Annotated in this window: 25 protein-coding genes and 3 tRNA genes; 22 read left to right on the top strand and 6 right to left on the bottom strand. The window is 71.3% G+C overall.

Annotated elements, in window-relative coordinates:
• Positions 1 to 453: 453 nt before the first annotated feature.
• The 9 genes from SSQG_RS23290 (at position 454) to SSQG_RS23330 (ending at position 9616) form a co-directional block, all read left to right on the top strand.
• Positions 454 to 1422, top strand: a complete 969-nt coding sequence (locus tag SSQG_RS23290) for a complex I subunit 1/NuoH family protein (RefSeq protein WP_003992297.1) — start codon at positions 454 to 456, stop codon at positions 1420 to 1422.
• Between the two features lie 2 nt (positions 1423 to 1424).
• Positions 1425 to 1976, top strand: coding sequence for a NuoI/complex I 23 kDa subunit family protein (locus SSQG_RS23295; RefSeq protein ID WP_003992298.1), 552 nt, complete (start codon positions 1425 to 1427; stop codon positions 1974 to 1976).
• Positions 1973 to 2602, top strand: coding sequence for an NADH-quinone oxidoreductase subunit J family protein (locus SSQG_RS23300; protein WP_003992299.1), 630 nt, complete (start codon positions 1973 to 1975; stop codon positions 2600 to 2602). Before SSQG_RS23295 ends, SSQG_RS23300 begins: the two co-directional genes overlap by 4 nt.
• Positions 2602 to 3012, top strand: coding sequence for an NADH-quinone oxidoreductase subunit NuoK (gene nuoK / locus SSQG_RS23305; protein WP_003992300.1), 411 nt, complete (start codon positions 2602 to 2604; stop codon positions 3010 to 3012). The genes SSQG_RS23300 and nuoK overlap by 1 nt, the downstream gene beginning before the upstream one ends.
• Entirely contained in the window at positions 3009 to 5003 is a 1995-nt protein-coding gene (locus SSQG_RS23310; RefSeq protein ID WP_003992301.1) for an NADH-quinone oxidoreductase subunit L, read from the top strand. Before nuoK ends, SSQG_RS23310 begins: the two co-directional genes overlap by 4 nt.
• A gap of 6 nt (positions 5004 to 5009) precedes the next feature.
• Positions 5010 to 6584 carry a complex I subunit 4 family protein gene (locus SSQG_RS23315; RefSeq protein WP_003992302.1) on the top strand — a complete coding sequence of 525 codons (1575 nt, stop codon included), beginning with the start codon at positions 5010 to 5012 and terminating at the stop codon, positions 6582 to 6584.
• Positions 6581 to 8104 (top strand): NADH-quinone oxidoreductase subunit N, encoded by a 1524-nt coding sequence (locus SSQG_RS23320; RefSeq protein WP_003992303.1) that lies wholly within the window; start codon positions 6581 to 6583, stop codon positions 8102 to 8104. The genes SSQG_RS23315 and SSQG_RS23320 overlap by 4 nt, the downstream gene beginning before the upstream one ends.
• Before the next feature lie 259 nt (positions 8105 to 8363).
• Positions 8364 to 9227 (top strand): zinc metalloprotease HtpX, encoded by an 864-nt coding sequence (gene htpX / locus SSQG_RS23325; protein ID WP_003992304.1) that lies wholly within the window; start codon positions 8364 to 8366, stop codon positions 9225 to 9227.
• Positions 9224 to 9616, top strand: a complete 393-nt coding sequence (locus SSQG_RS23330; RefSeq protein WP_003992305.1) for a YccF domain-containing protein — start codon at positions 9224 to 9226, stop codon at positions 9614 to 9616. Before htpX ends, SSQG_RS23330 begins: the two co-directional genes overlap by 4 nt.
• A gap of 175 nt (positions 9617 to 9791) precedes the next feature.
• Here the strand turns inward: SSQG_RS23330 and SSQG_RS23335 are convergent, their stop codons facing one another.
• Positions 9792 to 11048, bottom strand: coding sequence for an APC family permease (locus tag SSQG_RS23335; RefSeq protein ID WP_039933476.1), 1257 nt, complete (start codon positions 11046 to 11048; stop codon positions 9792 to 9794).
• Positions 11049 to 11241: 193 nt separating this feature from the next.
• Between SSQG_RS23335 and SSQG_RS23340 the strand changes: the two genes are divergently transcribed.
• Positions 11242 to 11508, top strand: a complete 267-nt coding sequence (locus SSQG_RS23340; protein WP_003992308.1) for a GlsB/YeaQ/YmgE family stress response membrane protein — start codon at positions 11242 to 11244, stop codon at positions 11506 to 11508.
• 124 nt (positions 11509 to 11632) lie between these two features.
• Here SSQG_RS23340 and SSQG_RS23345 read toward each other — a convergent pair whose 3' ends face one another.
• Positions 11633 to 12121 (bottom strand): YajQ family cyclic di-GMP-binding protein, encoded by a 489-nt coding sequence (locus tag SSQG_RS23345; protein WP_003992309.1) that lies wholly within the window; start codon positions 12119 to 12121, stop codon positions 11633 to 11635.
• 218 nt (positions 12122 to 12339) lie between these two features.
• On the opposite strand from SSQG_RS23345, the gene SSQG_RS23350 reads away from it, so the two are divergent.
• Positions 12340 to 12421: transfer RNA gene (locus SSQG_RS23350), tRNA-Tyr, on the top strand.
• A 125-nt stretch (positions 12422 to 12546) separates the two neighbouring features.
• On the opposite strand, the gene SSQG_RS38295 is transcribed toward SSQG_RS23350, so the two are convergent.
• Positions 12547 to 13308, bottom strand: coding sequence for a peptidoglycan-binding domain-containing protein (locus tag SSQG_RS38295; RefSeq protein WP_003992310.1), 762 nt, complete (start codon positions 13306 to 13308; stop codon positions 12547 to 12549).
• 765 nt (positions 13309 to 14073) lie between these two features.
• On the opposite strand from SSQG_RS38295, the gene rox reads away from it, so the two are divergent.
• The gene (gene rox, locus SSQG_RS23360) at positions 14074 to 15501 is read left to right on the top strand and encodes a rifampin monooxygenase (protein ID WP_003992311.1); all 1428 of its coding nucleotides are present in this window, start codon (positions 14074 to 14076) and stop codon (positions 15499 to 15501) included.
• A 90-nt stretch (positions 15502 to 15591) separates the two neighbouring features.
• Here rox and SSQG_RS23365 read toward each other — a convergent pair whose 3' ends face one another.
• Entirely contained in the window at positions 15592 to 17916 is a 2325-nt protein-coding gene (locus SSQG_RS23365; protein ID WP_039933477.1) for an MFS transporter, read from the bottom strand.
• Positions 17917 to 18109: 193 nt separating this feature from the next.
• Between SSQG_RS23365 and SSQG_RS23370 the strand changes: the two genes are divergently transcribed.
• Positions 18110 to 18322: a hypothetical protein gene (locus SSQG_RS23370; RefSeq protein ID WP_039933479.1), complete on the top strand. Its 213-nt coding sequence runs from the start codon at positions 18110 to 18112 to the stop codon at positions 18320 to 18322.
• 61 nt (positions 18323 to 18383) lie between these two features.
• On the opposite strand, the gene SSQG_RS23375 is transcribed toward SSQG_RS23370, so the two are convergent.
• Entirely contained in the window at positions 18384 to 19040 is a 657-nt protein-coding gene (locus SSQG_RS23375) for an NAD(P)H-binding protein (protein WP_003992313.1), read from the bottom strand.
• Between the two features lie 79 nt (positions 19041 to 19119).
• A complete protein-coding gene (locus SSQG_RS23380) occupies positions 19120 to 20379 on the bottom strand; it encodes an amidohydrolase family protein (RefSeq protein WP_003992314.1) in 1260 nt (419 codons plus the stop codon).
• 299 nt (positions 20380 to 20678) lie between these two features.
• On the opposite strand from SSQG_RS23380, the gene SSQG_RS23385 reads away from it, so the two are divergent.
• The 9 genes from SSQG_RS23385 to SSQG_RS23425 all read left to right on the top strand — a co-directional run bounded on the left by SSQG_RS23385 (position 20679) and on the right by SSQG_RS23425 (position 25921).
• A tRNA-Thr gene (locus SSQG_RS23385) sits at positions 20679 to 20751 on the top strand.
• A 46-nt stretch (positions 20752 to 20797) separates the two neighbouring features.
• Positions 20798 to 20870, top strand: a tRNA-Met gene (locus tag SSQG_RS23390).
• Positions 20871 to 20960: 90 nt separating this feature from the next.
• Positions 20961 to 21125: a 50S ribosomal protein L33 gene (rpmG, locus tag SSQG_RS23395; protein ID WP_003948671.1), complete on the top strand. Its 165-nt coding sequence runs from the start codon at positions 20961 to 20963 to the stop codon at positions 21123 to 21125.
• A gap of 98 nt (positions 21126 to 21223) precedes the next feature.
• Positions 21224 to 21676 (top strand): MaoC family dehydratase N-terminal domain-containing protein, encoded by a 453-nt coding sequence (locus SSQG_RS23400; RefSeq protein WP_003992315.1) that lies wholly within the window; start codon positions 21224 to 21226, stop codon positions 21674 to 21676.
• A gap of 8 nt (positions 21677 to 21684) precedes the next feature.
• A complete protein-coding gene (locus SSQG_RS23405) occupies positions 21685 to 22113 on the top strand; it encodes a MaoC family dehydratase (protein WP_003992316.1) in 429 nt (142 codons plus the stop codon).
• Positions 22114 to 22260: 147 nt separating this feature from the next.
• Positions 22261 to 22815: a TetR/AcrR family transcriptional regulator gene (locus tag SSQG_RS23410; protein ID WP_003992317.1), complete on the top strand. Its 555-nt coding sequence runs from the start codon at positions 22261 to 22263 to the stop codon at positions 22813 to 22815.
• A gap of 90 nt (positions 22816 to 22905) precedes the next feature.
• Positions 22906 to 24342, top strand: coding sequence for an MFS transporter (locus SSQG_RS23415; protein WP_003992318.1), 1437 nt, complete (start codon positions 22906 to 22908; stop codon positions 24340 to 24342).
• Positions 24343 to 24392: 50 nt separating this feature from the next.
• Positions 24393 to 24773 (top strand): DUF3291 domain-containing protein, encoded by a 381-nt coding sequence (locus SSQG_RS23420; protein WP_003992319.1) that lies wholly within the window; start codon positions 24393 to 24395, stop codon positions 24771 to 24773.
• Positions 24774 to 24865: 92 nt separating this feature from the next.
• A complete protein-coding gene (locus SSQG_RS23425) occupies positions 24866 to 25921 on the top strand; it encodes a UDP-N-acetylmuramate dehydrogenase (protein WP_039933483.1) in 1056 nt (351 codons plus the stop codon).
• Positions 25922 to 26219 lie beyond the last annotated feature (298 nt).

Consider the following 26219-nt stretch of genomic DNA (forward strand, 5'->3'; position numbering starts at 1 on the left):
CTCCGGCGAGAGCGAGAACGACAGCCCGTCAGGCAGCCCTTCGCGCCCCCCGCGCAGCTCGGACGCCCCCTGGCACCACGCCCGCCCGGCCTTCGCCGAACCGCAGCCCGAACCGTCCCCCGAGGCCGCCCAGTCGCCGCCCCCCGGCCCCTCGACCGACTCGACAAGCCCTGAGGCCCCTGAGGCCCCTGAGGCCCCTGAGGCCCCTGAGGCCTCTGGGGCTTCGGAGCCCAGGGAGACCGGTGAGCCTGCGGAGACCGGTGAGTCTTCGGAGACCCCGGAGGGTCCGGAGACCCCGGAGGGTCCGGAGACCCCGGAGGGTCCGGAGACCCCGGAGGGTCCGGAGACCCCGGAGGATCCGGACACCCCGGAGTCGGCGAGCAATCCGAAGCCCGGCAACCCCGACGACCCCACAGACCCCAGCGGCAGCGACGACCCCACAGGAGGCCCGCGGTGAACGACGCGCTCGACGTCACCCTGCGACTCCTGATCGTCTTCGTCGTCTTCCTCACCTTCCCTCTGATCATCGGTCAGACCGAACACAAGGTGATGGCCCACATGCAGGGCCGCCTCGGCCCGATGTACGCCGGCGGCTTCCACGGCTGGGCCCAGCTGATCGCCGACGGCGTGAAGTTCGCGCAGAAAGAGGACGTCGTCCCCACGGGCGCGGACCGCCGCATCTTCCAACTCGCCCCCGCCGTCGCTCTCCTGCCCTACCTCCTCGTCCTGCTCGCCATCCCCATCGGCCCCGGCGAGGGAGCCGTCGGCCAGGTCATCGACGCGGGCATCTTCTTCGTCCTGGCCGTCATGGGAGTCGGCGTCCTCGGTTCGCTCATGGCCGGCTGGGCGTCCGCGAACAAGTTCTCCCTCCTCGGCGGCCTCCGTACCGCCGCCCAGCTCCTCGCCTACGAACTGCCGATGCTCCTGACCGCCGCCTCGGTGGCGATGGCGGCCGGCACCGTCTCGCTCCCCGGCATCCTCGACGCCTTCGAGTGGTGGTGGCTGCCCTGGCAGATCGTCGGCGCGATCGTCTTCTTCGTGGCCGGCCTCGCCGAACTCCAGCGCCCGCCCTTCGACATGCCCGTCGCCGACTCGGAGATCATCTTCGGCGCGTACACCGAGTACACGGGCCTGCGCTTCGCCCTCTTCCTCCTCGCCGAGTACGCCGGGATCGTCGTCCTGTGCGGCCTGACCACCGTCCTGTTCCTGGGCGGCTGGCACGGCCCCTGGGGCGCGGACGGCCTCGGCTGGGTCTGGACCCTGCTGAAGACCGCCGTCCTCGCCTTCCTCGTCATCTGGCTGCGCGTGACCTATCCCCGCCTGCGCGAGGACCAACTCCAGAAACTGTCCTGGACCCTCCTCGTCCCCCTTTCCCTCGCCCAGATCGCCCTCACCGGCGTCGTCAAGGTGGTGATCAACTAACCATGGCCCCCATCCCCGGCTCCGGCCTGGCCAAGGGCCTGGCCGTCACCCTCCGCACGATGACGAAGAAGTCCGTCACCGCGCAGTACCCGGACGCCCAGCCCGACCTCCCGCCCCGCACCCGCGGGGTGATCGGCCTGTTCGAGGAGAACTGCACGGTCTGCATGCTGTGCGCCCGTGAGTGCCCGGACTGGTGCATCTACATCGACTCCCACAAGGAGACGGTCCCGGCGGCGACCCCCGGCGGCCGCGAACGCAGCCGCAACGTCCTCGACCGCTTCGCCATCGACTTCTCGCTGTGCATGTACTGCGGCATCTGCATCGAGGTCTGTCCTTTCGACGCGCTGTTCTGGTCCCCGGAGTTCGAGTACGCCGAGACCGACATCCGCGACCTCACCCACGAGCGCGACAAGCTCCGCGAGTGGATGTGGACCGTCCCGGCCCCGCCGGCCCTCGACCCCGGCGCGGAGGAACCGAAGGAACTCGCCACCGCCCGCAAGGCCGCCGAGAAGCTCGCGGCCGCGCAGGCGGAACCGCGGGAGGGAGAGTCGTGAGCCTCGCCGCCGCAACCCACGGCTTCCTCTCCCCGACGGGTGTCGAGATCGCCTTCCTCCTCGTCGGCCTGGTCACCTTCGGCGCCGCGATCGTCACGGTCACCACCCGGCAGCTGGTGCACGCCGCCCTCTGGCTGGTCGTGACCCTCGGCGGCCTGGCCGTCGAGTACCTCCTGCTCACCGCCGAGTTCATCGCCTGGGTGCAGGTCCTCATCTACGTCGGTTCCGTCGTCGTCCTCCTCCTGTTCGGTCTGATGCTCACCAGGGCCCCCATCGGCCGCTCCCCGGACGCCGACTCCGGCAACCGCTGGGCCGCCCTCACCGTGGCCGTCGCCGCGGCCGCCGCCCTGGTCTGGGTCGTCGTCGACGCCTTCCGTGCGACCTGGATCGACCTGGACGGCCCCGCCGCCGGCTCCACCGAGGCCACCGGCGCCAGCCTCTTCCAGAACTGGGTCCTCCCCTTCGAAGCCCTCTCCGTCCTCCTCCTCGCCGCCCTGGTCGGCGCGATCGTCCTGTCCCGCAAGGCGAAGGCCGAGGCGGCGACCGCGTCCGGGAGCACACCGTCCGGGAGCACACCGGCCGGGAGCACCCCGGTCACCCGGAGCGAGAAGGAAGGGACCCGCTGATGCACCTCGCCTATCCCGCCGTGCTCTCCGCCCTCCTCTTCTGCACGGGCCTCTACGGCGTCCTCGCCCGCCGCAACGCGATCCTGGTCCTGATGTCGGTCGAGCTGATGCTCAACGCCGTCAACCTCAACCTGGTCGCCTTCGACGTCTGGCTCAGCAGGACCGCCGAGGAGACCCTGCACTCCGGTCAGGCCCTCACCCTGTTCACCATCGCCATCGCGGCCGCCGAGATCGGCATCGGCCTGGCGATCGTCCTCGCCGTCCACCGCAACCGCGGTACCGCGGACATCGACAAGCTCCGCGACAGCGCCGAACGGCATGGTCCCGACGGCGACCACGACGGCACCGACCACGACGCCCTCACGGCCGAGCAGTCCGACGAGGCCGAGAAGGCTGAGGCCACCGCGTGACCACGACCACCCTCGCCGTCCTCGTCCCCCTCCTGCCGTTCCTCGGCGGTGCCGCCGGCCTGCTCCTGGGCCGCACGGCATCCGGCTTCGTCCGCCCCCTCGCCGTCCTCCCGACGCTCACCTCCCTGGTACTCGCCGCGCTGGTCGCCGTACGCCAGGGCGGCGGCCAGGCCATCGACTCGGCCACGGAGCTCACACCCACCGGCTCCGTGCCGATCGAACTCGCCCTGCACATCGACGGCTTCGCCGCCCTCGTCGCCGTCCTCGTCGGCCTCGTCGCCTCCTGCGTGCAGATCTACTCGACGGGCTATCTGCGCGACGACCCGCGCTACCCGTCCTACGCCGCCCTCGTCTCCCTGTTCACCTCCGCGATGTTCCTGGTCGTCTACTCCGGCGACCTGATCGTGCTGCTGGTCGGCTGGGAAGTCATGGGCATCTGCTCCTACTTCCTGGTCGGCCACTACTGGGAGACCCCGGAGGCCCGCGCCGCCTCCCTCAAGGCCTTCCTGGTCACCAAGCTCGGTGACGTCCCCTTCCTCATCGGTCTGTTCGCCCTCGCCACCGACGCCGGCTCCTTCCGCATCACCAAGGTCCTCGGCACCGTCGCGAGCGGCGGACTCGACCACCCCACGCTGATCGCCCTTCTCCTCCTCGCGGGCGTGGCGGGCAAGTCCGCGCAGTTCCCGCTGCACACCTGGCTCCCCGACGCGATGGCGGGCCCGACCCCCGTCTCCGCGCTGATCCACGCCGCGACGATGGTCGCCGCCGGTGTCTACTTCATTGCCCGTCTCCTCCCGGTCTTCGAGGCCTCGCAGGCCGCGATGGTCTTGCTCGCCGTCATGGCCGCCGTCACGATGGTCGGCTCGGGCCTCGCCGCGCTCGCCCAGGACGACATCAAGCGCGTCCTCGCCTACTCGACGATCGGCCAGCTTGGCTACATGACCGGCGCTCTCGCCGTCGGCGACCGCGGAGCCGCCGTCTTCCACCTCCTGTCCCACGGCGCCTTCAAGGCGCTGCTGTTCCTCGCGGCCGGCGTGATCATCCACGCGGCCGGCACCAATTCGCTCGCCGCCATGTCCCGCATGCGGAACCTGCGCGACCGCGTCCCCGACGCCTACTGGACGATGACCGTCGCGCTGCTCGCGCTCGCCGCGATCCCGCCCTTCAGCGGCTTCTTCTCCAAGGAGGCCGTCCTCGGTGTCGCCGAGCACGTCGTCACCGGGCACACCGAGCACGCCCCCGCCGCCTCGGGCTGGATCGTCCTCGTCGCCGGCCTGGTCACGGCCGTGCTCACCGCCGCCTATGCGATGCGCCTGTGGCTGCTCGCCTTCCGGGGCCGGGGCGCCGAAGCCCCCGACCACGGCAGGCAGCCGCTGACGATGACCGTGGTGCTGTGGGTGCTGGCCGTGCCGTCCCTGGCCCTCGGCGGGTTCGTGTTCCGCCTGCTGCCCGACTGGTTCGACGTCCGCGACCTCGCCCCGACCCTGACCACCTCCGTACTCGGCACGGGCCTGGCCCTGGCCGGCGGCATCGTCACCTACGGCGCCTGGCGGCACACCACCGCACTCGCCGCACGCGTCCCGCTGGGCGCGGTCGCCGCCCACCCCGAGGGCGACGCCGCCCAGGTCGAGGCCGAAGCCATCGCCACCCACGAGCCGGCCTACGGCGACATCGCCTACGCGCCCGACCCCGCCGACCCCGGGCGGCTCCTGCTCGGCCCGCTGCACCGGCCCGCGGCCGCCGGCTTCCACCTGGACGCTGTGTACACGGTCCTCTTCGTCCGCCCGGTCCAGGCCGGGGCGAGCCTCGTCCGGTTCCTCGACCGCGAGGTCGTCGAGACCTACGTACGCGGTGCGGGTGCGCTGCCCCGCTGGCTCGGCGCCGCCGTACGGCGCGCCCAGACCGGCAACGTCCAGACCTATGTGAGCGCGCTGCTCGCCGGCACCGTCGTCCTCGCGGTCGCCGCCGTCCTCGTCGCCACGGGAGCGTGAGCAGGCGTGATCGATATCAACGAGTCCGTGATGCAGTTCCTTCTGGCGTTCGTCGTCGTCGGCCCGCTTCTCGGGGCCGCCGCGGCTCTCCTGCCGGCTCCGCCCGGGCTGAAGGGGAAGTCACCCGAGCAGGCCGTGCTCCGGCACGGCGTCACCGTCACCGGCGCGGTCCTCGTCGCCGCGATCGTCCTCGCGCTCGGCTTCGACCACGACCAGCCGTCGAAGATGCAGGCCAGCACCGACATCAGCTGGATCCCCGCACTCGACGTACGCATCCACCTCGGCATCGACGGCATCTCCCTCCCCCTCCTGGTCCTGACCGCGCTGCTGACCTTCCTCTGCGCGCTCTACTCGTATTTCAAGATGCCTGCAGGCCCGACTCCGAAGGCCTTCGTCGCCCTGCTGCTCGTCCTCGAGTCCGGCACGCTCGCGACCTTCGCCGTCCTCGACCTGCTGCTGTTCTTCCTCGCCTTCGAGACGGTCCTCATCCCGATGTACTTCCTCATCGCCCGCTGGGGCGGCGAGGACCGGAGCCGGGCCGCCTGGCGGTTCATCCTCTACACGCTGCTCGGCTCCGTGGTCATGCTGCTCGGCCTGCTCCTGATCGGGATCAAGGCGGGCACGTTCGACATGGTGGCACTCGCCACTGACAACGGCCGGTCGCTGACCACGTCCGTGCAGGTCATCGCCGTTTTGTCGATCGGGATCGGCCTCGCGGTCAAGACGCCGATGTGGCCTCTGCACAGCTGGCTGCCCGACGCCCACACCGCCGCGCCGACCGTCGGCTCGGTCCTGCTGGCCGGCGTCCTGCTGAAGATGGGTACGTACGGATTCGTCCGGATCGTGCTGCCCATCGCGCCGGACGGGTTCCGCATCTTCGCGCCGTACCTCGCCGCCCTGGCCGTCGTGGGCATCATCTACGGATCCCTGGCCTGCCTGGCCCTCGCCAAGCAGGGCGCCAAGGGCGACCTCAAGCGCCTCATCGCCTACTCCTCCGTCGGCCACATGGGCTTCGTCCTGCTCGGCATCGCCACGATGACCCCGACCGGCGTGAACGGCGCCCTGTTCGCCAACATCGCCCACGGCCTCATCACCGGCCTGCTCTTCTTCCTCGTCGGCGCGCTGAAGGACCGCACCGGCAGCACCGACCTGGACACCCTCGCCGAGGAGACCGGCGCCGCGCTCTACGGCAAGGCACCACGCCTCGGCGGCCTGCTCGCCTTCGCCGCGGTCGCCTCGCTCGGCCTGCCGGGCCTGGCCGGGTTCTGGGGCGAGATGCTGGCCCTGTTCGGGGCCTTCCAGCCCGCCGCCGGCCTCAGCCGCCCCGCCTTCCTCACCTTCATGGCGATCGGTGCGTTCGGGACGCTCCTGACGGCCGCGTACCTGCTGATCGTGGTCCGCCGCGTCTGCATGGGCGCCCTGCCCCAGGACGCCCCGAAGCTGCCCGACGTCCGCTCCTACGAGTTCGCGGCCTGGACCCCGCTCGTCGCCCTCACCGTCGTCGCGGGCCTCTGGCCCAAGGCCCTCCTCGGCCTGAGTGACCCGGCCGTCCAGCAGCTCCTCGCAGGAGGCACCCGATGAGCTCCCCGGCCCAGTCCCTGGCCGCCTCGCTGGTCCAGTCCGTCGACTGGCTCGCGATCGCGCCGCCCACCCTCGCGGCGGTCGTCGGACTCGCCGTCCTGGTCGCCGACCTCTTCGTCGCCGAGCACCGCAAGACGCTGCTCGGCTGGACGTCGGTCGCGGGCCTGGCCGCCGCCACGCTGATGCTGCTGCCCCTCCTGGACGGCGACCGCAGCACCTTCTGCCTGACCGGCGAGGCCACTGTCTGCAGCTACACCGCGGACCGCTTCACCCTGGTCATCCAGTTCCTGGTCCTCGGCGGCGCCCTCCTCGCCGCCCTGCTGTCGGTCACCGCGCTGAAGGACGCCCCCAAGGAGCTCCCCGAAGGGGAGTACTGGTTCCTCCTGCTGTCCTCCGCGGCCGGCGCGGCCCTCCTGCCCGCCTCCCGCGACCTCGCGACCCTGATCGTCGCGCTGGAGGTCGCCTCCCTGCCCGCCTTCGCCCTGGTCGGCCTCAGGTACGGCGACCGGAAGTCCTCCGAAGCGGCCCTGAAGTTCTTCCTGTCCTCGGTCACCGCGACCGCGGTCAGCCTCATGGGCATCAGCTTCGTGTACGCCTCCACGGGCACCCTCTACCTCACCCAGGTCGCCGACCGCATCCAGAACGTCGACGGGCAGCTCGGCACGCTCGCCCAGACCGGCGTCGTCCTCACCCTCGTCGGCTTCGCCTTCAAGACGGCCGCCGTGCCCTTCCACTTCTGGGTGCCCGACACCTACGTGGGGGCACCCCTGCCCATCGCCGCCTACCTGTCGGTGATCGGCAAGGCGGTCGGTTTCAGCGGCCTGATCCTCATCACGGTCGTCGCCCTGCCGTCGTACGCCGACGTCTGGGGCCCGGCCCTGGCGGCGCTCGCCGCGCTCACCATGACCGTCGGCAATGTCGGAGCGCTCCGCCAGCAGGCCACGCGCGCGTACAGCGCGGTACGTCTGCTCGCCTGGTCGTCCGTCGGCCAGGCCGGATACCTCCTGGTACCGATCGCCGCCGCCGCGTACTCAGGGGACGCCGAGAAGTCGATCGGCTCCACCGTCGCCTACGCCCTGATGTACGGCGCCGTGAACCTCGGCGCCTTCGCCGTGGCCGCGCTCGTCGGCCGGACGAAGACCCTCAACCGCGTCGCCGACTACCGTGGCCTGTACGCGTCGAGCCCGGTGTCGGCGCTGCTCCTGGCGTTCTTCCTGCTGTGCCTCGCCGGGCTGCCGCCGGGCGTCATCGGCCTCTTCGCCAAGGTCACCGTCTTCTCCGCGGCCGTCGACGCAGGCCTCGGCTGGCTGGCCGTGATCATGGCCGTGAACGTCGTCATCGCGCTGTTCTACTACCTCCAGTGGACGGGCCTGCTCTTCCGCGCCCCCCAGGGCGAGCCCGAGAAGCACCGCGTCCCGGCCCCGCTCACCGCCGCGATCGCCCTCACCGGCGTGCTGGGCATCGTCCTGTCCGGGGCACCGCAGCTCGTCCTGCGCTTCACGGGCACCGGACTGTTCTGAACACCAGCCGCGCCTGAGCCGCCGCACCGGCCGCTTTGACCACGCGCGCGTGGGGCACCCGCCTCCACGCGCGCGTGCCGTTTTCCGACATCGTGACCCGTACGGTTCACACCCGGCGTCGCACGCACAAGGGAACTAGTGCCTCCCGCCTGGCGTTGACCAGTACGGGAGGGTCCACTGGACGTAGGACAGCGGCACCAGTGGCACCACAGGAACAGTGAGCAAGGGTCCCCCTGCCGCACCACTTGGAGGGCGTACCGTGCACCGCCGGCACAACGGGCTCAGGACCGCAGTCCTCCTCGGGGGACTGTCCGCCATCATCATCGTCATCGGCAGCTTCTTCGGCCGTATGGGGCTCGTCATCGCCGTCCTGGTAGCGCTGGCCACCAACGCGTACGCGTACTGGAACAGCGACAAGCTGGCACTGCGCGCGATGCGGGCCCGCCCGGTGAGCGAGTTCGAGGCCCCGGGGCTCTACCGCATGGTCCGCGAGCTCTCCACTCAGGCCCGCCAGCCCATGCCGCGCCTGTACATCTCCCCGACGGAGGCCCCCAACGCCTTCGCCACGGGCCGCAACCCGCGCAACGCCGCGGTGTGCTGCACCGAAGGCATCCTGCGCCTCCTGGACGAGCGGGAGCTGCGCGGCGTCATCGGCCATGAACTCAGCCACGTCTACAACCGCGACATCCTCATCTCGTCGGTCGCCGGAGCCCTCGCCTCCGTGATCATGTTCTTGGTCAACTTCGCCTGGCTGATCCCGATCGGGCGTTCGGACGACGACGAAGGCCCCGGACTGCTCGGCATGCTGCTGATCATGATCCTGGGCCCGCTCGCCGCCTCGCTCATCCAACTGGCCATCAGCCGCTCCCGGGAGTACCAGGCGGACGCCTCCGGCGCCCAGCTCACCGGTGACCCACTCGCGCTGGCCGGAGCGCTGCGCAAGCTCGAACTCGGCACCAAGCAGCTCCCGCTGCCGCCCGAGCCGCGCATCGAGACGGCCAGCCACATGATGATCGCGAACCCGTTCCGGCCCGGCCAGGGCCTCTCGAAGATGTTCTCCACACACCCGCCGATGGCGGAACGCATCGCCCGGCTCGAGAAGATGGCAGGTGGGAACCAGTGAGGACCGTACTGAACGTCATATGGCTCGTCCTGAGCGGCTTCTGGCTGTTCCTCGCCTACATGGCGGCGGGCCTGCTCCTCTGCATCACCATCATCGGTATCCCGTTCGGCATCGCGGCCTTCCGCATCGGCGTCTACGCGCTGTGGCCCTTCGGGTACACCACCGTCGAGCGCCAGGACGCGGGAGCGCCGTCCTGCGTCGGCAACGTGCTGTGGCTGGTGCTCGCGGGCTGGTGGCTGGCCCTCGGCCACATCGCCACCGGCCTGGCCCTGTGCATCACGATCATCGGCATCCCGCTCGGCGTGGCCAACTTCAAGCTCATCCCGGTCTCGCTGCTGCCGCTGGGCCGCGACATCGTGCGGACGAACGAGCCGTTCGAGGTGCGCTGACGGCGGCGCGACGCGCCCCCGTTTTCCACAGGGACGACAGACCCGAGTCTCCACAGGTCACGGGTTGTCCACAGGCCGGCCCGGATGTCGGTGGCGGTCTGCATGATGAACCCATGACCGCGATCGAGCAGTTGCCGAGACCAGTGACGGCCAGGACCAGACGCGGCCCTGCGCCCTAGGCCTGCCCGTCCCCCGCCCGCACCCACCGGCGCACTCCGTACGCCACCGCCCCCACCACCAGCACACCCGCGCCCACGACCACTGAAGCCCCGGGCAGCGAGAACGCCAGCACCGCACACCCGGCCAGCCCCACCACCGGCACCATCCGCGCCGCCGGTGCCGAATCCAGCGTCCAGGCCGACGCGTTGGCCACGGCGTAGTACGCCAGTACCCCGAAGGAGGAGAACCCGATCGCGCCCCGGACGTCCACCGTGGCGGCCAGGACCGCGACCACCGCACCCACGGCCAGCTCCGCCCGGTGCGGCACCTGGAACCGCGGATGCACGGCCGCCAGCGCGCCCGGCAGATGCCGGTCCCGGGCCATGGCCAGTGTCGTCCGCGAGACACCCAGGATCAGGGCGAGCAGTGACCCCAGCGCGGCCACGGCCGCACCGACCCGCACCACCGGCACGAGCCAGGGCGACCCGGCCTCGCGCACCGCGTCGGCCAGGGGTGCCGAGGCGTCCCCGAGAGCGTCCGGCCCCAGCACGGAAAGGACAGCCACCGCCACACACGCGTACACCACCAGCGTGATGCCCAATGCCACCGGGATGGCGCGCGGAATCGTGCGCGCAGGATCCCGAACCTCCTCGCCGAGCGTCGCGATCCGGGCGTACCCCGCGAACGCGAAGAACAGCAGCCCGGCCGCCTGAAGCACTCCGCCCGCACCGTCCGAGGCCCCGATGGCCAGCCGGCCGGCATCGGCCTCACCGGACACCAGACACGCGACGACCACGGAAGCGAGGACAGCCAGGACCACGGCCACGATCACCCGCGTCAGCCACGCGGACTTCTGGATACCGCCGTAGTTCACGGCGGTCAGCGCCACCACGGCCGCGACCGCCACCGCGTGCGCCTGCCCCGGCCAGACGTACGTGCCCACGGTGAGCGCCATCGCCGCACAGGAGGCCGTCTTCCCGACCACGAACGACCAGCCCGCGAGATACCCCCAGAACTCGCCGAGCCGCTCCCGCCCGTACACGTACGTACCGCCCGAGGCCGGATACAGCACGGCGAGACGCGCCGACGACATGGCGTTGCAGTACGCGACCACGGCGGCGACGGCCAGCCCGAGCAGCAGCCCGGACCCGGCCGCGTGCGCGGCCGGTGCGAGGGCGGCGAAGATCCCGGCTCCCAGCATCGCGCCGAGTCCGACGACGACGGCGTCCCCCACACCGAGGGTGCGGCGCAGTCCGGAACCGGAGGTTGTCATGCGTCGCACCCTACTGATCGGTGCAACCGGCGGGTGTGGCCAGGACGTCCTCCCCGGCAAGACGGCGTGAACGCGCGAGGCGAGGACGACGCGTGCGCAACGCCTGACGTACGACGTACGAGCCCGGCCCGCCGGGAGCAAGATCACATGGCCGGGACAGTGCGGGCACAGCGTGAAAGGGCAGGTTCACGGTATGACCATCATCAGCTGGATCATCCTCGGACTGTTGGCCGGAGCCATCGCGAAGTTCCTGCTGCCGGGGCGTGACCCGGGCGGCCTCATCGGCACGACCCTGATCGGCATCGCGGGCGCGTTCATCGGCGGCTGGATCTCGTCCCGCTGGATGGACCACCCGATCACCAAGGACTTCTACGACGGCGCGACCTGGGCCGCGGCGATCGGCGGATCGCTCGTCCTCCTGATCGCCTACCGCCTCCTGTTCGGCAACTCGCGCGACTGACCGCGCCGGTGACCACGGTCGGCGGGCACCCGCCGACCGCCCGGAACACGAGAAGGGCGGGCACCCGGCAGGTGCCCGCCCTTCCTCGTACAGGTGCCGACCGGCGACCCGGAGGCCGACGGACCTAGCGGTAGTTCACGAACTGCATCGCGAAGTCGTAGTCCTTGCCCTTCAGCAGGGTGATGACGGCCTGCAGGTCGTCACGGCTCTTCGAGCTGACGCGCAGCTCCTCGCCCTGCACCTGGGCCTTCACGCCCTTGGGGCCCTCGTCGCGGATGGTCTTGGCGACCTTCTTCGCGTTCTCCTGGGAGATGCCCTCCTGGATGGACGCGAAGATCTTGTACTCCTTGCCGGAGAGCTGGGGCTCGCCCGCGTCCAGAGCCTTCAGTGAGATGCCGCGCTTGATCAGCTTGGACTGGAAGACGTCGAGGATCGCCTTCACCCGGTCCTCGGAGTTGGCCTCCATGAGGATCTTCTCACCGGACCACGCGATCGAGGCGCCCACGCCCTTGAAGTCGTAGCGCTGCGAGATCTCCTTGGCGGCCTGGTTGAGTGCGTTGTCGACCTCCTGCCGCTCGACCTTCGAGACGATGTCGAAACTGGAGTCGGCCATGTCCTGTGGCTCCTTGTATCGGGGTGCGTATCGTGCGTACCGGCGTACGTGGCGGCCGCAGGGCCCGTTCAGGTCCCTGGCCGCATCCGGACAAGCCTAGCCACCCCCGGCCCTCCGAGCGCCGATCAATCGGGTGGCGGAGCACCCCTCCGCATCAGGTATTGTTTACGTCGTTGCCACGGAGCGCCGCCGAAAGGCGGTTCGACGGGCGGCCACCAGGCGGTGTGCCCGAGCGGCCAAAGGGAGCAGACTGTAAATCTGCCGGCTCAGCCTTCCCAGGTTCGAATCCTGGCGCCGCCACATTGGGGAAGACCCCTTCCGGACTGCGGAAACGCAGTCCGGAAGGGGTCTTCTGCATTGCTTCGGCCTGTACCCGACGCGGTGCGCGCACTCCCGCCAGCGACACAGAGGTGACGCTCACCTCGTCAGTCCCAGCACTTGTCACCCCGTTCGATGGAATACGCGTGGCCGCCCTGGATGAGCCCGCGGGGAGAGAAGCTCCAGTCCTTGCTGACCAGGCACGCGTTCTGCGCTGCAGCCTGCTCGGCGTGTGCTGCGAAGTCGTTGGCGGCCCACTTGGACATGTTCTTGCACATCCTGGAGCTACCGAGCTGGATGAACTGCCCGGCAACCGGGATCCTGCTGGTTGCCTTGCCTGCGATGGTGCACTCAGTGCGCTCCTGGGCCTTCATCAACTGCTTCCGAATGATGATCTCGTCGGCGATTTGCCGAGTCATCGTCCGGCTGTAGTAGTAGGTGTCCGTGAACCAGCCCCTCTCGACCGTCCAGCTCGGTGCCGGCGCGGTGGCGGGCGGCGCCGGCGGGCCGCTGAGAGCGTCACTGATCGCTTGCTTGGTGAGGGGGCCGACGACGCCGTCCGCGGTCAAGCCATGGCTGCGCTGGAAGGTGATGACGGCCTGGTAGGTCTGCCGGCCGGCGATGCCGTCAACATCGAGTTGCGGATTGGCGCCGAGCTGATTCAGCTTGCTCTGAACGTCTGCGACGCAAGGGCCGGCGTTTCCCTGGCCGATGTTCGCCGGGCATTCCCGATCGAGGTCCACGCTTGTCGTCGAGGAGGCCGCCGCCGCGTCGATCGCGCTTGCCGTGCTTGCCTCCGCGTGCAAGCCCACAAGGGTGGCCCCCGCCACCAGAGGCAGAGCCAGGAACGTTCCCAGTACTTTGCGCATGTTCTCTCCACACGAAGTGCTGCGCCGAAGTTGCTGGCGGGCGGAGGCAGCTGCCCTGCGCCGCCTCACATTCTTTGCGCCTCCCACTCGCGCCGTGAGGTCGCATTCGTCGGGCCTTGGAGTGCGGCGGAGAGCATGTGTGCGCCGTGGTTGCGGGCTGTGCTTCAACGCGACTACCCGCCCCCGGAACCGAAGCGGCGCCGCTTGCGTAGGGGGATCCGCTCACGTTGACGGGAGATGGCGCTACGCGTTCGCTCTCTGTCAGGGCCCTCGGCCCGTCCCGCGCCCGAGCCGATGGTCGGCATCCGCAGGGATCATGAGACGCCGGCCCCCACGGCACCACGCTCTGAAGGTAAGCCGTCGCCCCCTTCGGCCTGCTGCCCGGGCCCGGAAATTCCGTCCCCTCTGCCGATATCGAGTGGCGCCGCAATCCTCAGGGGGAAACGGAACGGTGCGTCGCCGCACCCTCCTGGAGAAATGACACGGAAGGGCTCGCAGGGTCGTTACCCGCGCTCCGTCCTGGCGGACGAGGACGGCACGACGTACCCCGACAAGGTCCATACCGCCTGGCTACCGTGGCCGAGGCGGCCGCCGTCGAGGACCGGTGGCGGAACGCGGTCCAGTCCTGTTCGACGCAAAAAGAAAGGCAAGGAGAACTCTCCCTGCCACTTTCAACTTATAGCGCGAGGGGGGCCTTGCGGCAAGGCCCCCAACGTCCCGCAGAATCTCCGCCCGAAGGTGAAATCACGGAAATCGGGGGCTGGGATGTTGGACGTGATCGTGGTCGGCGGGGGACCCACCGGCATGATGCTCGCCGGCGAGCTCCGGCTGCGCGACGTGCGCGTGGCCGTGCTGGAGAAGCTGGCGGAACCGACCGGGCAGTCCCGCGCGCTCGGCATCCATGTGCGCAGTATCGAGCTGATGGACCAGCGCGGTCTGCTGGAGCGGTTCCTCTCGCTCGGTCAGAGGTCCGAGACCGGCGGGTTCTTCGGCGGCCTGGGCACGTCGTGGCCGGCCCGGATGGACACCGCGCATGCGTACGTTCTCGGCATCCCGCAGAGCGTGACCGAACGCCTGCTGACCGAGCATGCCGTCGAGCTCGGCACCGAGATCCGGCGCGCCAGCGAGCTGGTCGGGTTGAGCCAGGAGGAGGACGGCGTGACCGCCGAGCTGGCGGACGGCACGCGGCTGCGCTCGCGCTACCTCGTCGGCTGTGACGGCGGCCGCAGTACCGTGCGCAAGCTGCTCGGCGTGGACTTCCCCGGTGAACCCGCCAGGATCGAGACGCTGCTGGGCGAGATGGAGCTGACCGCGTCGCCGGAGGAGCTGGCGGCTGTCATGGCCGAGGTGCGCAAGACCGTGTGGCGGTTCGGCGCCATGCCTCTCGGGGAGGGGCGGTACCGCGTCATCGTGCCCGCCGAGGGAGTGGCCGAGGACCGCTCGGTCCCGCCGACCCTCGACGAGTTCAAGGAGCGGCTGCGGCACTTCGGCGGCACCGACTTCGGTGTGCACTCGCCGCGTTGGCTGTCCCGCTTCGGCGACGCCACCCGGCTGGCCGAGCGCTACCGCGTCGGCCGGGTCCTGCTGGCCGGTGACGCGGCGCACATACACCCGCCGACCGGCGGACAGGGGCTCAACCTCGGCATCCAGGACGCGTTCAACCTCGGCTGGAAACTCGCCGCCGAAGTGCGCGGCTGGGCGCCGGAGGGCCTGCTGGACAGCTACCACACCGAGCGGCACCCGGTGGCCGCCGCCGTACTGGACAACACCCGTGCTCAGACCGAGCTGCTGAGCTCCGAGCCGGGTCCGCAGGCCGTGCGCCGCCTGCTCGGGGAGCTGATGGAGTTCGAGGACGTGAACCGGTACCTGATCGAGAAGATCACCGCGATCGCGGTCCGCTACGACTTCGGCGAGGGCCACGAACTGCTCGGCCGGCGACTGCGGGACGTCCCCCTGAAGCGGGGGCGCCTCTACGAGCTGATGCGCGGCGGCCGGGGCCTGCTGCTCGACCAGACCGGGCGGCTGTCGGTGGCCGGCTGGGCCGACCGGGTCGACCACGTCGTCGACGCCAGTGAGGAACTCGACGTGCCCGCGGTGCTCCTGCGGCCGGACGGCCACGTCGCGTGGGTCGGCGAGGACCAGCAGGAGCTGCTCGGCCGGCTGCCCAGGTGGTTCGGGGCGGCAACCGGCTGAGGCGTTCCGGCCGGGGCCCAGGGGGAACGCAGCGGGGCCCCGGCGGGGACTTGGGGCGGGGCATGGCCCCGGCAGCGAGGTGGTGCCGGACTACTCTCCTGCGTGGGCGAGTTCGATGTCGTGGCCGTCCACCCCGGCGCCCGGGACCGTCACCGACGCCGTCCGCGGCGGGTAGCCGGTGGCGATGACCGTGTACGCGCCGGTGTCCAGGTCGGAGAAGGCGTACGCCCCGTCGAGGCCGGTCCGGGTCGTGGCGACCACGTTGCCCGCCGCGTCCACCAGGGTCACCCGCGCGTCGCTCAGCGGCGCGCCCCCTCCGCGCACCGTGCCCCGCACCCGCGCGCCGGGACGCAGCTCCAGTTCGACCCGCGTGGTCCCGGCCCCGCCGACCTCGACGACCTGGGCCAGCGGCCGGTGCTTGGGGGAGCTGACCGCGAGGGTCACCGGGCCCGGCACCAGGTCGGTGACGGTGAACTCGCCCAGCACGTCCGTCCGTCCGGTGGCCAGCACCTCCCCGCGCACGTCCGTCACGATGATCACGGCCTCGGCGACCGGCGTCCCGCTGTCCACGGAGCGCACCACACCGGCGAGGCCGCTGGTGCCGCTCAGCAGCACGTCGTACGCCAGCGGCTCACCGGCCACGACGATCGTGGAGGCCTGCGGCTGGTAGCCCTCCGACGAGGCGATCAGGACGTACGAACCGGCGCCCGGCGCGTCCACGCCGTACGATCCGTCGTCCCGCGAGGCCGCCCGCCCGAGCTGCTTCCCGCCGAGCGAGATCAACGTCACCGCCGCCCCGGCGACCGGGGCCCGCTCGGCCCCGAGGACACGGCCCCGTACGGGGGTCCCGCCCGGGGCGGAACCGGCCGCCTCGGCCCCCGCGACGAGGGGCGATCCCTCAACCACAGCCGGTTCGACGTCACCTGTCAGAGCGTCACCGACCGCCGCCCCGTCAGCACCCGGTTCCGCACTGGCCGACATCCCGGCAGCCGCCCCCGCGCCCCGCTGCTCCGGAATGAACGAGGCGACCACGAAGGCGAGCAGCGCGGCCCCGGCCCCGATGGCCAGGACGACCTTGAACCCGTCCTGGGACGGCAGGGCGGTCTGCCCGAAGGCCGTCGTCATCTGCGCCAGGATCACGCCGGCCACCGCACTGGCGGTCGACGTACCGATGGACCGCATCAGCGTGTTGAGGCTGTTCGCCGCACCCGTCTCCGAGGCCGGCACGGCGCTCATGATGAGTGCGGGCATCGCACCGTAGGTGAAGCCGATACCGGCGCCGATGACGCAGGTGACCAGCACGAAGTGCCAGAGCTCGGACATCAGTGCGATGTTCAGCCCGTATCCGGCGGCCACGACGAGGGCGCCGACCATCAGGGTGATCTTCGGACCCTTGGCCTTGGACAGGGCGGCGGAGACGGGCGCCGTGGCCATCATGACCAGGCCGGACGGGGCCATCGTCAGACCGGCGACGAGCAGCGACTCGCCGAGGCCGTAGCCCGTCGCCTCGGGCAACTGCAAGAGCTGCGGAATGACGAGCGACATCGCGAACATCGCGAAGCCGACGGCGATCGAGGCGAGGTTGGTGACCAGCACCTGACGGCGGGCGGTGGTGCGCAGGTCGACCAGCGGCTCCTTCACGCGGAGCTCCCACCATCCCCACACCAGCAGTACGACGACGGCCGCCGCGAACAGACCGAGCGTGGTGCCGCTGCTCCACCCCCAGTCGGCGCCCTTGGAGATCGCCAGCAGCAGGCAGACCAGCCCCGCCGCCATACCGATGCCGCCGACCAGGTCGAAGCGGCCGCCGGTCCGCACCTCCGACTCCGGCACCATGGCCGGCACCAGCACGAGGGCGACCGCCCCCAGCCCGGCCGAGGCCCAGAACAGCACGTGCCAGTCGAAGTTGTCCGCGATCAGTGCGGCGGCGGGCAGCCCGAGGGCGCCGCCGACGCCGAGGGAGGCGCTCATCAGCGCGGTCGCCGACCCGAGCCGCTCGGCGGGCAGTTCGTCCCGCATGATGCTGATGCCGAGCGGGATCACGCCGGACGCGAGTCCCTGGAGCGCCCGCCCGACGATCATCGGGGCGAGCGTGTCGCTGAGCGCGGCGGTCACCGAGCCGGCCACCAGCATGACGAGGCTGACCAGGAGCATCCGCCGCTTGCCGTACATGTCGCCGAGCCGGCCCGTCATCGGGGTGGCGACGGCGGCGGCGAGCAGTGTGGCGGTGACGGCCCAGGCGGTGTCCGAGGCCGGGGCGTCCAGCAGCCGGGGGAGCTCCGGAACGATCGGGATCACCAGGGTCTGCATCAGCGAGACCACGATCCCGCCGAAGGCCAGGACCGCCACGACGGCGTTGGCCCGCGGCGCCACGGGCCTCCCGTCGCCGACCGGTCGGGGAAGGGCTTGGGGCATGGCCGGGCCTCCGTATGGGCCGTCAGGAACAACGCGACGCGTCAAAGCTAGGCCGATTGATTGACTTAAGCAACCGGATGAGTGGGGGCTCGCCCGGTGAGCGGACGGAGGACACGGGGGGACGCGTCCCAGGGCCGAGGCTGGCGGGCAGGGGAGAGGCATACGGGGGCCGCGCACGCGGCACACTGACCCCATGTCCTCCCGCCGCAGAACCTGCCCCGAGTGCCGTCGCGAGATCGCCGTCGTCGCCGGGCGGTACGCGCGCCACGACCCGCCGGGCGCCCGGGAGCACGGCGAACTCACCTCGTGCCCGGGCTCCCGCCGCCTGGCCCACCCCGGCCCGGAACAGCCGTCCCTGGACGGCTACGCGGTCCCGGACTTCCCCGGCCAACTCCCCTTGTTCTGAACGGAGCAGCGCCGCAGGCCGTAACCCCGGGTTGCCCCCACAGCCGTGCCTTCCGGCAAGCTCAGTTGCCCGCCACCGACTTCACGGCCACGGACACCGGCACCGGACCGCTGATCAGCTCCAGCGTGAGCCCGGCCGTCGCGGACGTGTCCACCAGCTCGGCCAGTACGGCGGCCACGTCGTCGCGCGGGATCGGCCCGCGGCCCGTGTGCGCCTCCAGGCGTACCAGACCGGTGCCGGCGTCGTCGGTGAGCTGACCGGGGCGCAGGATCGTCCAGTCCAGGGCGTTCAGACCGCGCACGTACGCGTCCGCCTCGCCCTTGGCGCGCAGGTACACGTCGAAGACCTCGTCGCCCTGGCGGTTCGGGTCGGCGCCCATGGACGACACGACCACGAGACGCCGTACGCCCGCCTTCACCGCCGCGTCCGCGAAGAGGATCGCCGCGGCCTTGTCCACGGTCTCCTTGCGGGCCGTCCCGCTGCCGGGGCCCGCGCCCGCCGCGAACACCGCCGCGTCGGCGCCCCGCAGGCCTTCCGCGACCTCGTCAACGGACGCCGACTCCAGGTCGAGCACGACCGGTTCCGCCCCGGCCTCCCGCAGATCGTCGGCCTGTTCGGCCTTGCGGATGATCCCCGCTGCCTCGTCTCCGCGCGCGGCGAGCAGCCGCTCCAGCCGCAACGCGATCTGACCATGACCACCAGCGATGACAGTGCGCATGCCTTCGACCGTACGCCCGGACGGCCCCGTCCGCCGCACGACTTCGGCCACGGCCCCGCCGCCCCACCCGTCCGAGGGGCTACGACACTTCGCCTCGCCCCTGCCGCGGCAGGCCCAGCTCCACCGAGGTGGCCGAACTGCAGTACTCCCGCACCGCGCTGGTCCGCGCCACCACACGCCCCTGATGCACCACCACCCGGCTGTACCCCAGCGACAACGCCCCGGCCAGCCGGTCCCCGCGCACCGCGAGCAGCTCGGCCGGGAAGCCCGCCTCCACCCGCACCTCCGGGAGCCCCAGCACCGCACGCGCCGAACCGCTCACCGCGTCGTACGCCTCCTCGGGGGCCAGGCCGTAGCGCGAGGCCAGCAGGAACGCCGCCTCCAGCGGGTCGCCGCGCCCCACGGGGTTCGACACGTCCCGCAGCGCCCCGCTCCCGGCGGCCACCCGGACCCCGGCCGCGCGCAGCAGCCGTACGGGAGCCGCGCCCCGCCGGTCCACACCGCCGCAGCCGCCCTGCGGCAGGCACACCACCGACACCCCGGCCGCCGCGAGCTGGTCCGCGGTCCGCGAGGCCACCTCGGAGGGCAGCCGGCCGAGATCGCCGCACGGGCTGAGGGACACCCCGGGGCGCAGCCCGCCCGCCATCGCGGCGAGCCGGGCCAGCCGGGCGGGATCCCCGGCGTCCGTGTGCAGGTCGACCGGACAGCCGTGCTCGGAGGCCACCTCCAGGACCGCCTCCACGTACCCCGCCGGATCCGGGTCGAGGTCCGGCCGGCCGCCCACCACCGAGGCGCCCATCTTCACCGCGTCCCGGAGCATGGCCAGCCCGTCCGCCCCGGCCGCGCCGGTCAGCACCCGGGGCATCGCCACCGTGGTCAGTTCGGCCAGCCCCCGCAGCGCCCGCCGCGCCTGCAGCACGGCCGCCAGCGCGCCCAGCCCCTGGACGTCCCCCACGCGCACGTGGGCCCGCACCGCGGTCGTTCCGTGCCCGAGCTGGAGCAGCGCGGCCTCGGTGGCCCGGCGCTGCACGTCCCGGGGCTCGTACGAGACAGGGCCCTCGGTGTCGGCCGACAGGGCGGTGTCGGCGTGGGTGTGCGGCTCGGCCGGGGCCGGCAGCAGCAGATAGCCGCCGAGATCCACCCGCGCCCCGCACGCGCGCGTGCCGCCCGACGCCAGGCTGCCGGCCGTACCGACCGCCTCGATGCGTCCGCCGACCAACCGGACGTCCACCGTCCGGCCGTCGGTGAGCCGCGCCCCGCACAGCAGCAGCGGCGAGGGGTCGGCCGGACCCGGTGAGGACGACGAGGGCTGCGGTGGCTGCGGCTGGCTGTCGGGCATCGCGCTCCAGGGGCTCGGGCTGCGCACGCGAGGACGCATGATCACTCAGGACGCATGATCACTCAGAGTGAGTCGAGCCTAGGACGGCCCCCCGCCCGTCGCGGGGAGGAGCGCAATAGTCGTACCGGTGTGGCCCGCTGTGCGGAACGGGAGGCACGCGCGTGGCGGCGGGGAGGCACGCGCGAGGCGGCTGGGAGGCACGCGCGAGGCGGCGGGGAGGACGATGCGAACGTCCCGCCCGGGGCCGCCGAAACGGATTTGGGCGAACGGCTGCCGAGCGTGTAATGTCTTCATCGCTCGCCCCAATAGCTCAGTCGGCAGAGCGTCTCCATGGTAAGGAGAAGGTCAACGGTTCGATTCCGTTTTGGGGCTCTGGTGTGAACGGTTCCCGTCGCGAGGCGGGGTCCGATCGCATCACAGCGGTGTAGCTCAGTCGGTAGAGCAAGCGGCTCATAATCGCTGTGTCACCGGTTCAAGTCCGGTCACCGCTACTGACAGTAGCCGATTGCGGGGTCGGTCCTTCGATCGGCTACTCTTTCTTGCGTTAAACCATTCCCATCCGTTCGTCAAGGAGCACTCACGTGGCTGCCACCGACGTCCGCCCGAAGATCACGCTGGCCTGCGTGGAGTGCAAGGAGCGGAACTACATCACCAAGAAGAACCGGCGTAACAACCCGGACCGTCTTGAGATGAAGAAGCACTGCCCGCGTTGCAACGCGCACACCGCGCACCGCGAGACGCGATAAAACAGGCTCGTACGCGAGGCCGCTCCCGAGTAATCGGGGGCGGCCTCGCGTCGTTGAGCCACCCGTACCGTTCAGTAGAGCAACAGGAGGTGCCGGGCATGGCGCTCGACCAGTCCTTCGTGGGGCGGACGTACCCGCCCACCGCGCCCTACGAGGTGGGCCGGGAGAAGATCCGGGAGTTCGCCGAGGCGGTCGGGGACGCCAACCCGGCGTACACGGACGCGGAGGCCGCCAAGGAGCTCGGCCACCCCGACGTCATCGCCCCGCCGACCTTCGTCTTCTCGATCACCTTCAAGGCCGCCGGGCAGGTGGTCCAGGACCCGCAGCTCGGCCTGGACTACAGCCGGGTGGTGCACGGCGACCAGAAGTTCGCCTACCGCCGCCCCGTCCGCGCCGGTGACCGGCTCACGGTCACCTCGACCATCGAGGCCATCAAGTCCCTCGCGGGCAACGACATCCTGGACATCCGCGGCGAGGTCCACGACGAGGCCGGCGAGCACGTCGTGACCGCCTGGACCAAGCTCGTGGCCCGTGCGGCCGAGGAGGCGTGAGCGATCCCATGACGGCGAAGATCTCCTATTCCGACGTCGAGGTCGGCACCGAACTGCCCGCGCAGACCTTCCCCGTGACCCGCGCGACACTCGTGCAGTACGCGGGTGCCTCCGGCGACTTCAACCCGATCCACTGGAACGAGAAGTTCGCCAAGGAGGTCGGCCTGCCGGACGTCATCGCGCACGGCATGTTCACCATGGCTGAGGCGATCCGCGTGGTCACCGACTGGGCCGGCGACCCGGGCGCGGTCGTCGAGTACGGCGTCCGGTTCACCAAGCCCGTCGTCGTCCCGAACGACGACCAGGGCGCCGTGATCGAGGTCGCCGGCAAGGTCGCGGCGAAGCTCGACGACAACACGGTCCGCGTGGACCTGACGGCGACCAGCGCCGGGCAGAAGGTGCTGGGCATGTCGCGGGCGGTCGTACGGCTGGCCTGAGTCGTACGGCTGGCCTGAGCGGCGAGACGAGGTAAGGGGCGCCCTCCATTGCGAGGCGCCCCTTACGCATGCGGAATCATCGGCTACGCATACGGAATCGTCGGCGCCCGCTTGACATGGTTAGTGATTGAGCACTAACTTACTTGCATGGTCAGGATGAGTGCAGAGGAGAGGCGCGAGAGCGTCATCCGCGCCGCGACGGCCGAGTTCGCGCGCGGCGGCTATCACGGCACGTCGACCGAGGCGATCGCCCGCCGGGTCGGCGTCTCGCAGCCGTATCTCTTCCGGCTCTTCCCGGGCAAGAAGGCGATCTTCCTGGCGGCGGCCGAGAGGTGCGTCGAGGACACCATCCGGATGTTCGCGGAGGCCGCCGAGGGACTGGAGGGCGATGAGGCCCTGCATGCCATGGGTGGTGCGTACATCACGACCGTCTCCGAACAGCCCGAGCGGCTGATGATGCAGATGCAGATGTACCTCGCGGTGGCAGCCGCCGAGGAGGAGGGCGACCACGAGTTCGGCGAGGCCGTGCGTACGGGCTGGATGCGGCTGTGGGACACCGTCCATCTGCCGCTGGGGGCAGACGCCAAGGACACGACGACCTTCATGGCCCAGGGCATGCTCATCAACTGCCTGGTGGCCATGGGTTTCCCGGCCGATCACCGGGTCTGGGCGGGGCTGAACCCGTCGACGGCCGACGGCTGACAAGGAAGCGTGAGAAGGCCGGGCCTTTTCATGACCTCGAAAGTTAGTAATCAATAACTAATCGATCAAGCGATCACTCCTGGGGGAGCGATGTCAGAGCAGACCGCACGTCGTGGAGGAGCCGCCTGGGCCCTCGTCATCACCAGCGTCGCCGGATTCATGGCGGCCCTCGACAACCTCGTCGTCACCACCGCCCTGCCCTCCATCCGCGAGGACCTCGGCGGGGCCCTGCACGACCTGGAATGGACCGTGAGCGCCTACACGCTCACCTTCGCCGTCCTGCTGATGTTCGGTGCCGCGCTCGGCGACCGCTTCGGCCGCCGCCGGCTCTTCGGCGCCGGGCTCGCCGTCTTCACCGGAGCCTCCGCCGCGGCGGCCATGGCACCCGGTATCGACTCCCTGATCGCCGCCCGCGCGGTCCAGGGCGCCGGCGCCGCGGTGATGATGCCGCTGACCCTCACCCTTCTGACCGCGGCCGTGCCCGTGGCCAAGCGGGGCATGGCGTACGGCATCTGGGGAGCCGTCAACGGACTCGCCGTCGCCTCCGGCCCGCTCGTCGGCGGCACCCTCACCGAACACATCTCCTGGCAGTGGATCTTCTGGCTGAACGTCCCGCTCGGCCTGGCCCTGCTGCCGCTCGCCCGCCTCCGCCTCGCCGAGTCGCACGGCACCGGAGCCCCGCTCGACATCCCCGGCACCCTGCTCGCCAGCGGCGGCCTCTTCGGCATCGTCTACGGCCTGGTCCGCGGCCCCGCCGACGGCTGGACCGGCTCGCTGGTCCTGACGGGCCTGTTCGCGGGCTCCGCGCTGCTCGCCGGCTTCGTCCTCTACAGCACCCGCGCCGCCAACCCCATGCTCCCGATGCGGCTCTTCCGCTCCCGGGCCTTCTCCGGCATCAACGCGGCGAGCCTGCTGATGTTCCTCGGCATGTTCGGCTCGATCTTCCTGCTCAGCCAGTACATGCAGGGCGTCCTCGGCTACTCGCCCACCGAGGCGGGCCTGAGGATGCTGCCCTGGACCGGCATGCCGATGCTGGTCGCCCCGGTCGCCGGCATCCTCGCCGACCGCGTCGGCGGCCGCCCGGTCGTCGCCGCGGGCCTGTTCCTCCAGGCCCTGGGCCTCGGCTACATGTCGGTCGTGGCCACGGCCGACGCCTCCTACGTCTCCCAGCTGCCCGCCCTGATCATCAGCGGCGTCGGCATGGCCCTGTTCTTCGCCCCCGCCTCCCACCTGGTGATGTCCAGCGTCCGGCCCCAGGAACAGGGCATCGCCTCCGGTGCCAACAACGCCCTGCGCGAGGTGGGCGGAGCGCTCGGCATCGCCGTCATGGCGTCGATCTTCGCGGCCCAGGGCGGATACGAGACCGGCCAGACCTTCGTCGACGGCATGCGGCCCGCGCTGGTGGTGGGCTCCGCGGTGGTCGCCCTCGCGGGCATCGCGGCCCTGCTGATCCCGACGCGCCGCCGGACGGAGCGGCAGGCGACCCCGTCCGCCCCGGCGCCGGTACTGGAAACGGCCGCTCACTGACCCCGAAAGGGCTTTGCTGACCCCGAAGGACTCATGAAGGAGGAGCCACCATGCCCACCCTCCCCTGGACCGTCCCGAACACCCCGCCCCGCGACACCGAGGTGCTCGTCTTCGCCTCCCGCTTCGAGACACGCACCCTGTGGGGAGCAGTGAAGTTCCTCGCCGGAACGCCCGCCGTCTGGCGGCAGGTGCGCCGCAGCCCCGGCGCCTACGGAGCGACCCTCAAGGCCAAGCCGACGCGGCGGACCTTCTGGACGCTGTCCGTCTGGGAGTCGAAGGCCGCGCTCGACGACTTCGTCCGCGCGGGCGCCCACCGGCCCGCCGCTCGTGGCCTCGCCCCGCAGATGGCGGACGCGGCCTTCACCACCTGGCGGACGAGCAGCGACGACCTGCCGCTCTCCTGGTCCGAGGCGTTCCGGCGGCTGTCCTGACCACCACGCGCGCGTGCGGCCCTGTTCCGTCACGGACAGGGCCGCACGCACGCGTGCCGGGGCCGTCAGTGCCGTCTCGTACTCTTGAGCCCGTGCAGGAACTCCACGACGCCCCCCTCGCCCCGCTGACCACCTTCCGGCTGGGCGGCCCCGCCACCCGGCTGATCACCGCCACGACGGACGACGAGGTGATCACCGCCGTCCGCGAAGCAGACGAGACGGGCACCCCGCTGCTGCTCATCGGCGGCGGCTCGAACCTGGTCATCGGGGACAAGGGCTTCGAGGGCACCGCCCTCGTCATCGCCACCAAGGGCTACTCCCTCGACGGCACGAGCCTGGAGCTCGCGGCCGGTGAGGTGTGGACCGACGCCGTCGCCCGCACGGTGGAGGCGGGCCTGGCCGGCATCGAGTGCCTGGCCGGGATCCCCGGTTCGGCCGGCGCGACCCCCATCCAGAACGTCGGGGCGTACGGCCAGGAGGTCTCCTCCACGATCACCGAGGTCGTGGCCTACGACCGCCGCACGGGCGAGACGGTCACCCTGGCCAACGAGGACTGCGCGTTCTCCTACCGCCACAGCCGCTTCAAGTCCGACCCGGAGCGGTACGTGGTCCTGCGCGTCCGCTTCCGCCTGGAAGAGGCCGACGGACTCTCCGCCCCTCTCCGGTACGCCGAGACGGCTCGCGCCCTCGGCGTCGAACCGGGCGACCGCGTCCCGCTCGCGCAGGCCCGCGAGACCGTCCTGAAGCTGCGCGCCGGCAAGGGCATGGTGCTGGACCCCGAGGACCACGACACCTGGTCGGCCGGCTCCTTCTTCACCAACCCGATCCTCACGGACGCGGACTTCGAGATCTTCCGCACGCGCGCCAAGCAGCGCCTCGGGGCCGAGGCCGAGCCCCCCGCTTACCCGGCCGGCGAGGGCCACACCAAGACCTCCGCGGCCTGGCTGATCGACAAGGCGGGCTTCACCAAGGGCTACGGCGAGGGCCCCGCCCGCATCTCCACCAAGCACACCCTGGCCCTCACCAACCGGGGCAGCGCGACCACCGAGGACCTGCTCACCCTGGCCCGCGAGGTCGTGGCGGGCGTCCGCGAGGCCTTCGGGATCACCCTGGTCAACGAGCCGGTGACCGTCGGGGTCAGTCTCTGAGACGACCCCGACGAGTCGTCAGTGGCGGTGGCCGTGCCGACGGGGCGTTGCGCAGCCCGGCGTAGCGGGGTGCCGCCGCGCCCACCCTCCCCCAAGCTCTCGGCTTCGCTCGAGCAGGGGGGACCCCCATCGCCCCAGCGGCACGACTGCCCGCAGCTGGGGCGGTGCGACTGCCCGCAGCGGCCGACGTACGTGAGGGGCCGTGTCGGGGGGTGTCCGCCCGCAGTGGGCGGCGCGTGTGACGCCAGTTGGTCGGTGGGTGACCTGGTCGCGCCGTTCCGAGGACGGACACCCCCCG

Source organism: Streptomyces viridochromogenes DSM 40736 (genome assembly GCF_000158955.1).
Classification (GTDB): domain Bacteria; phylum Actinomycetota; class Actinomycetes; order Streptomycetales; family Streptomycetaceae; genus Streptomyces; species Streptomyces venetus.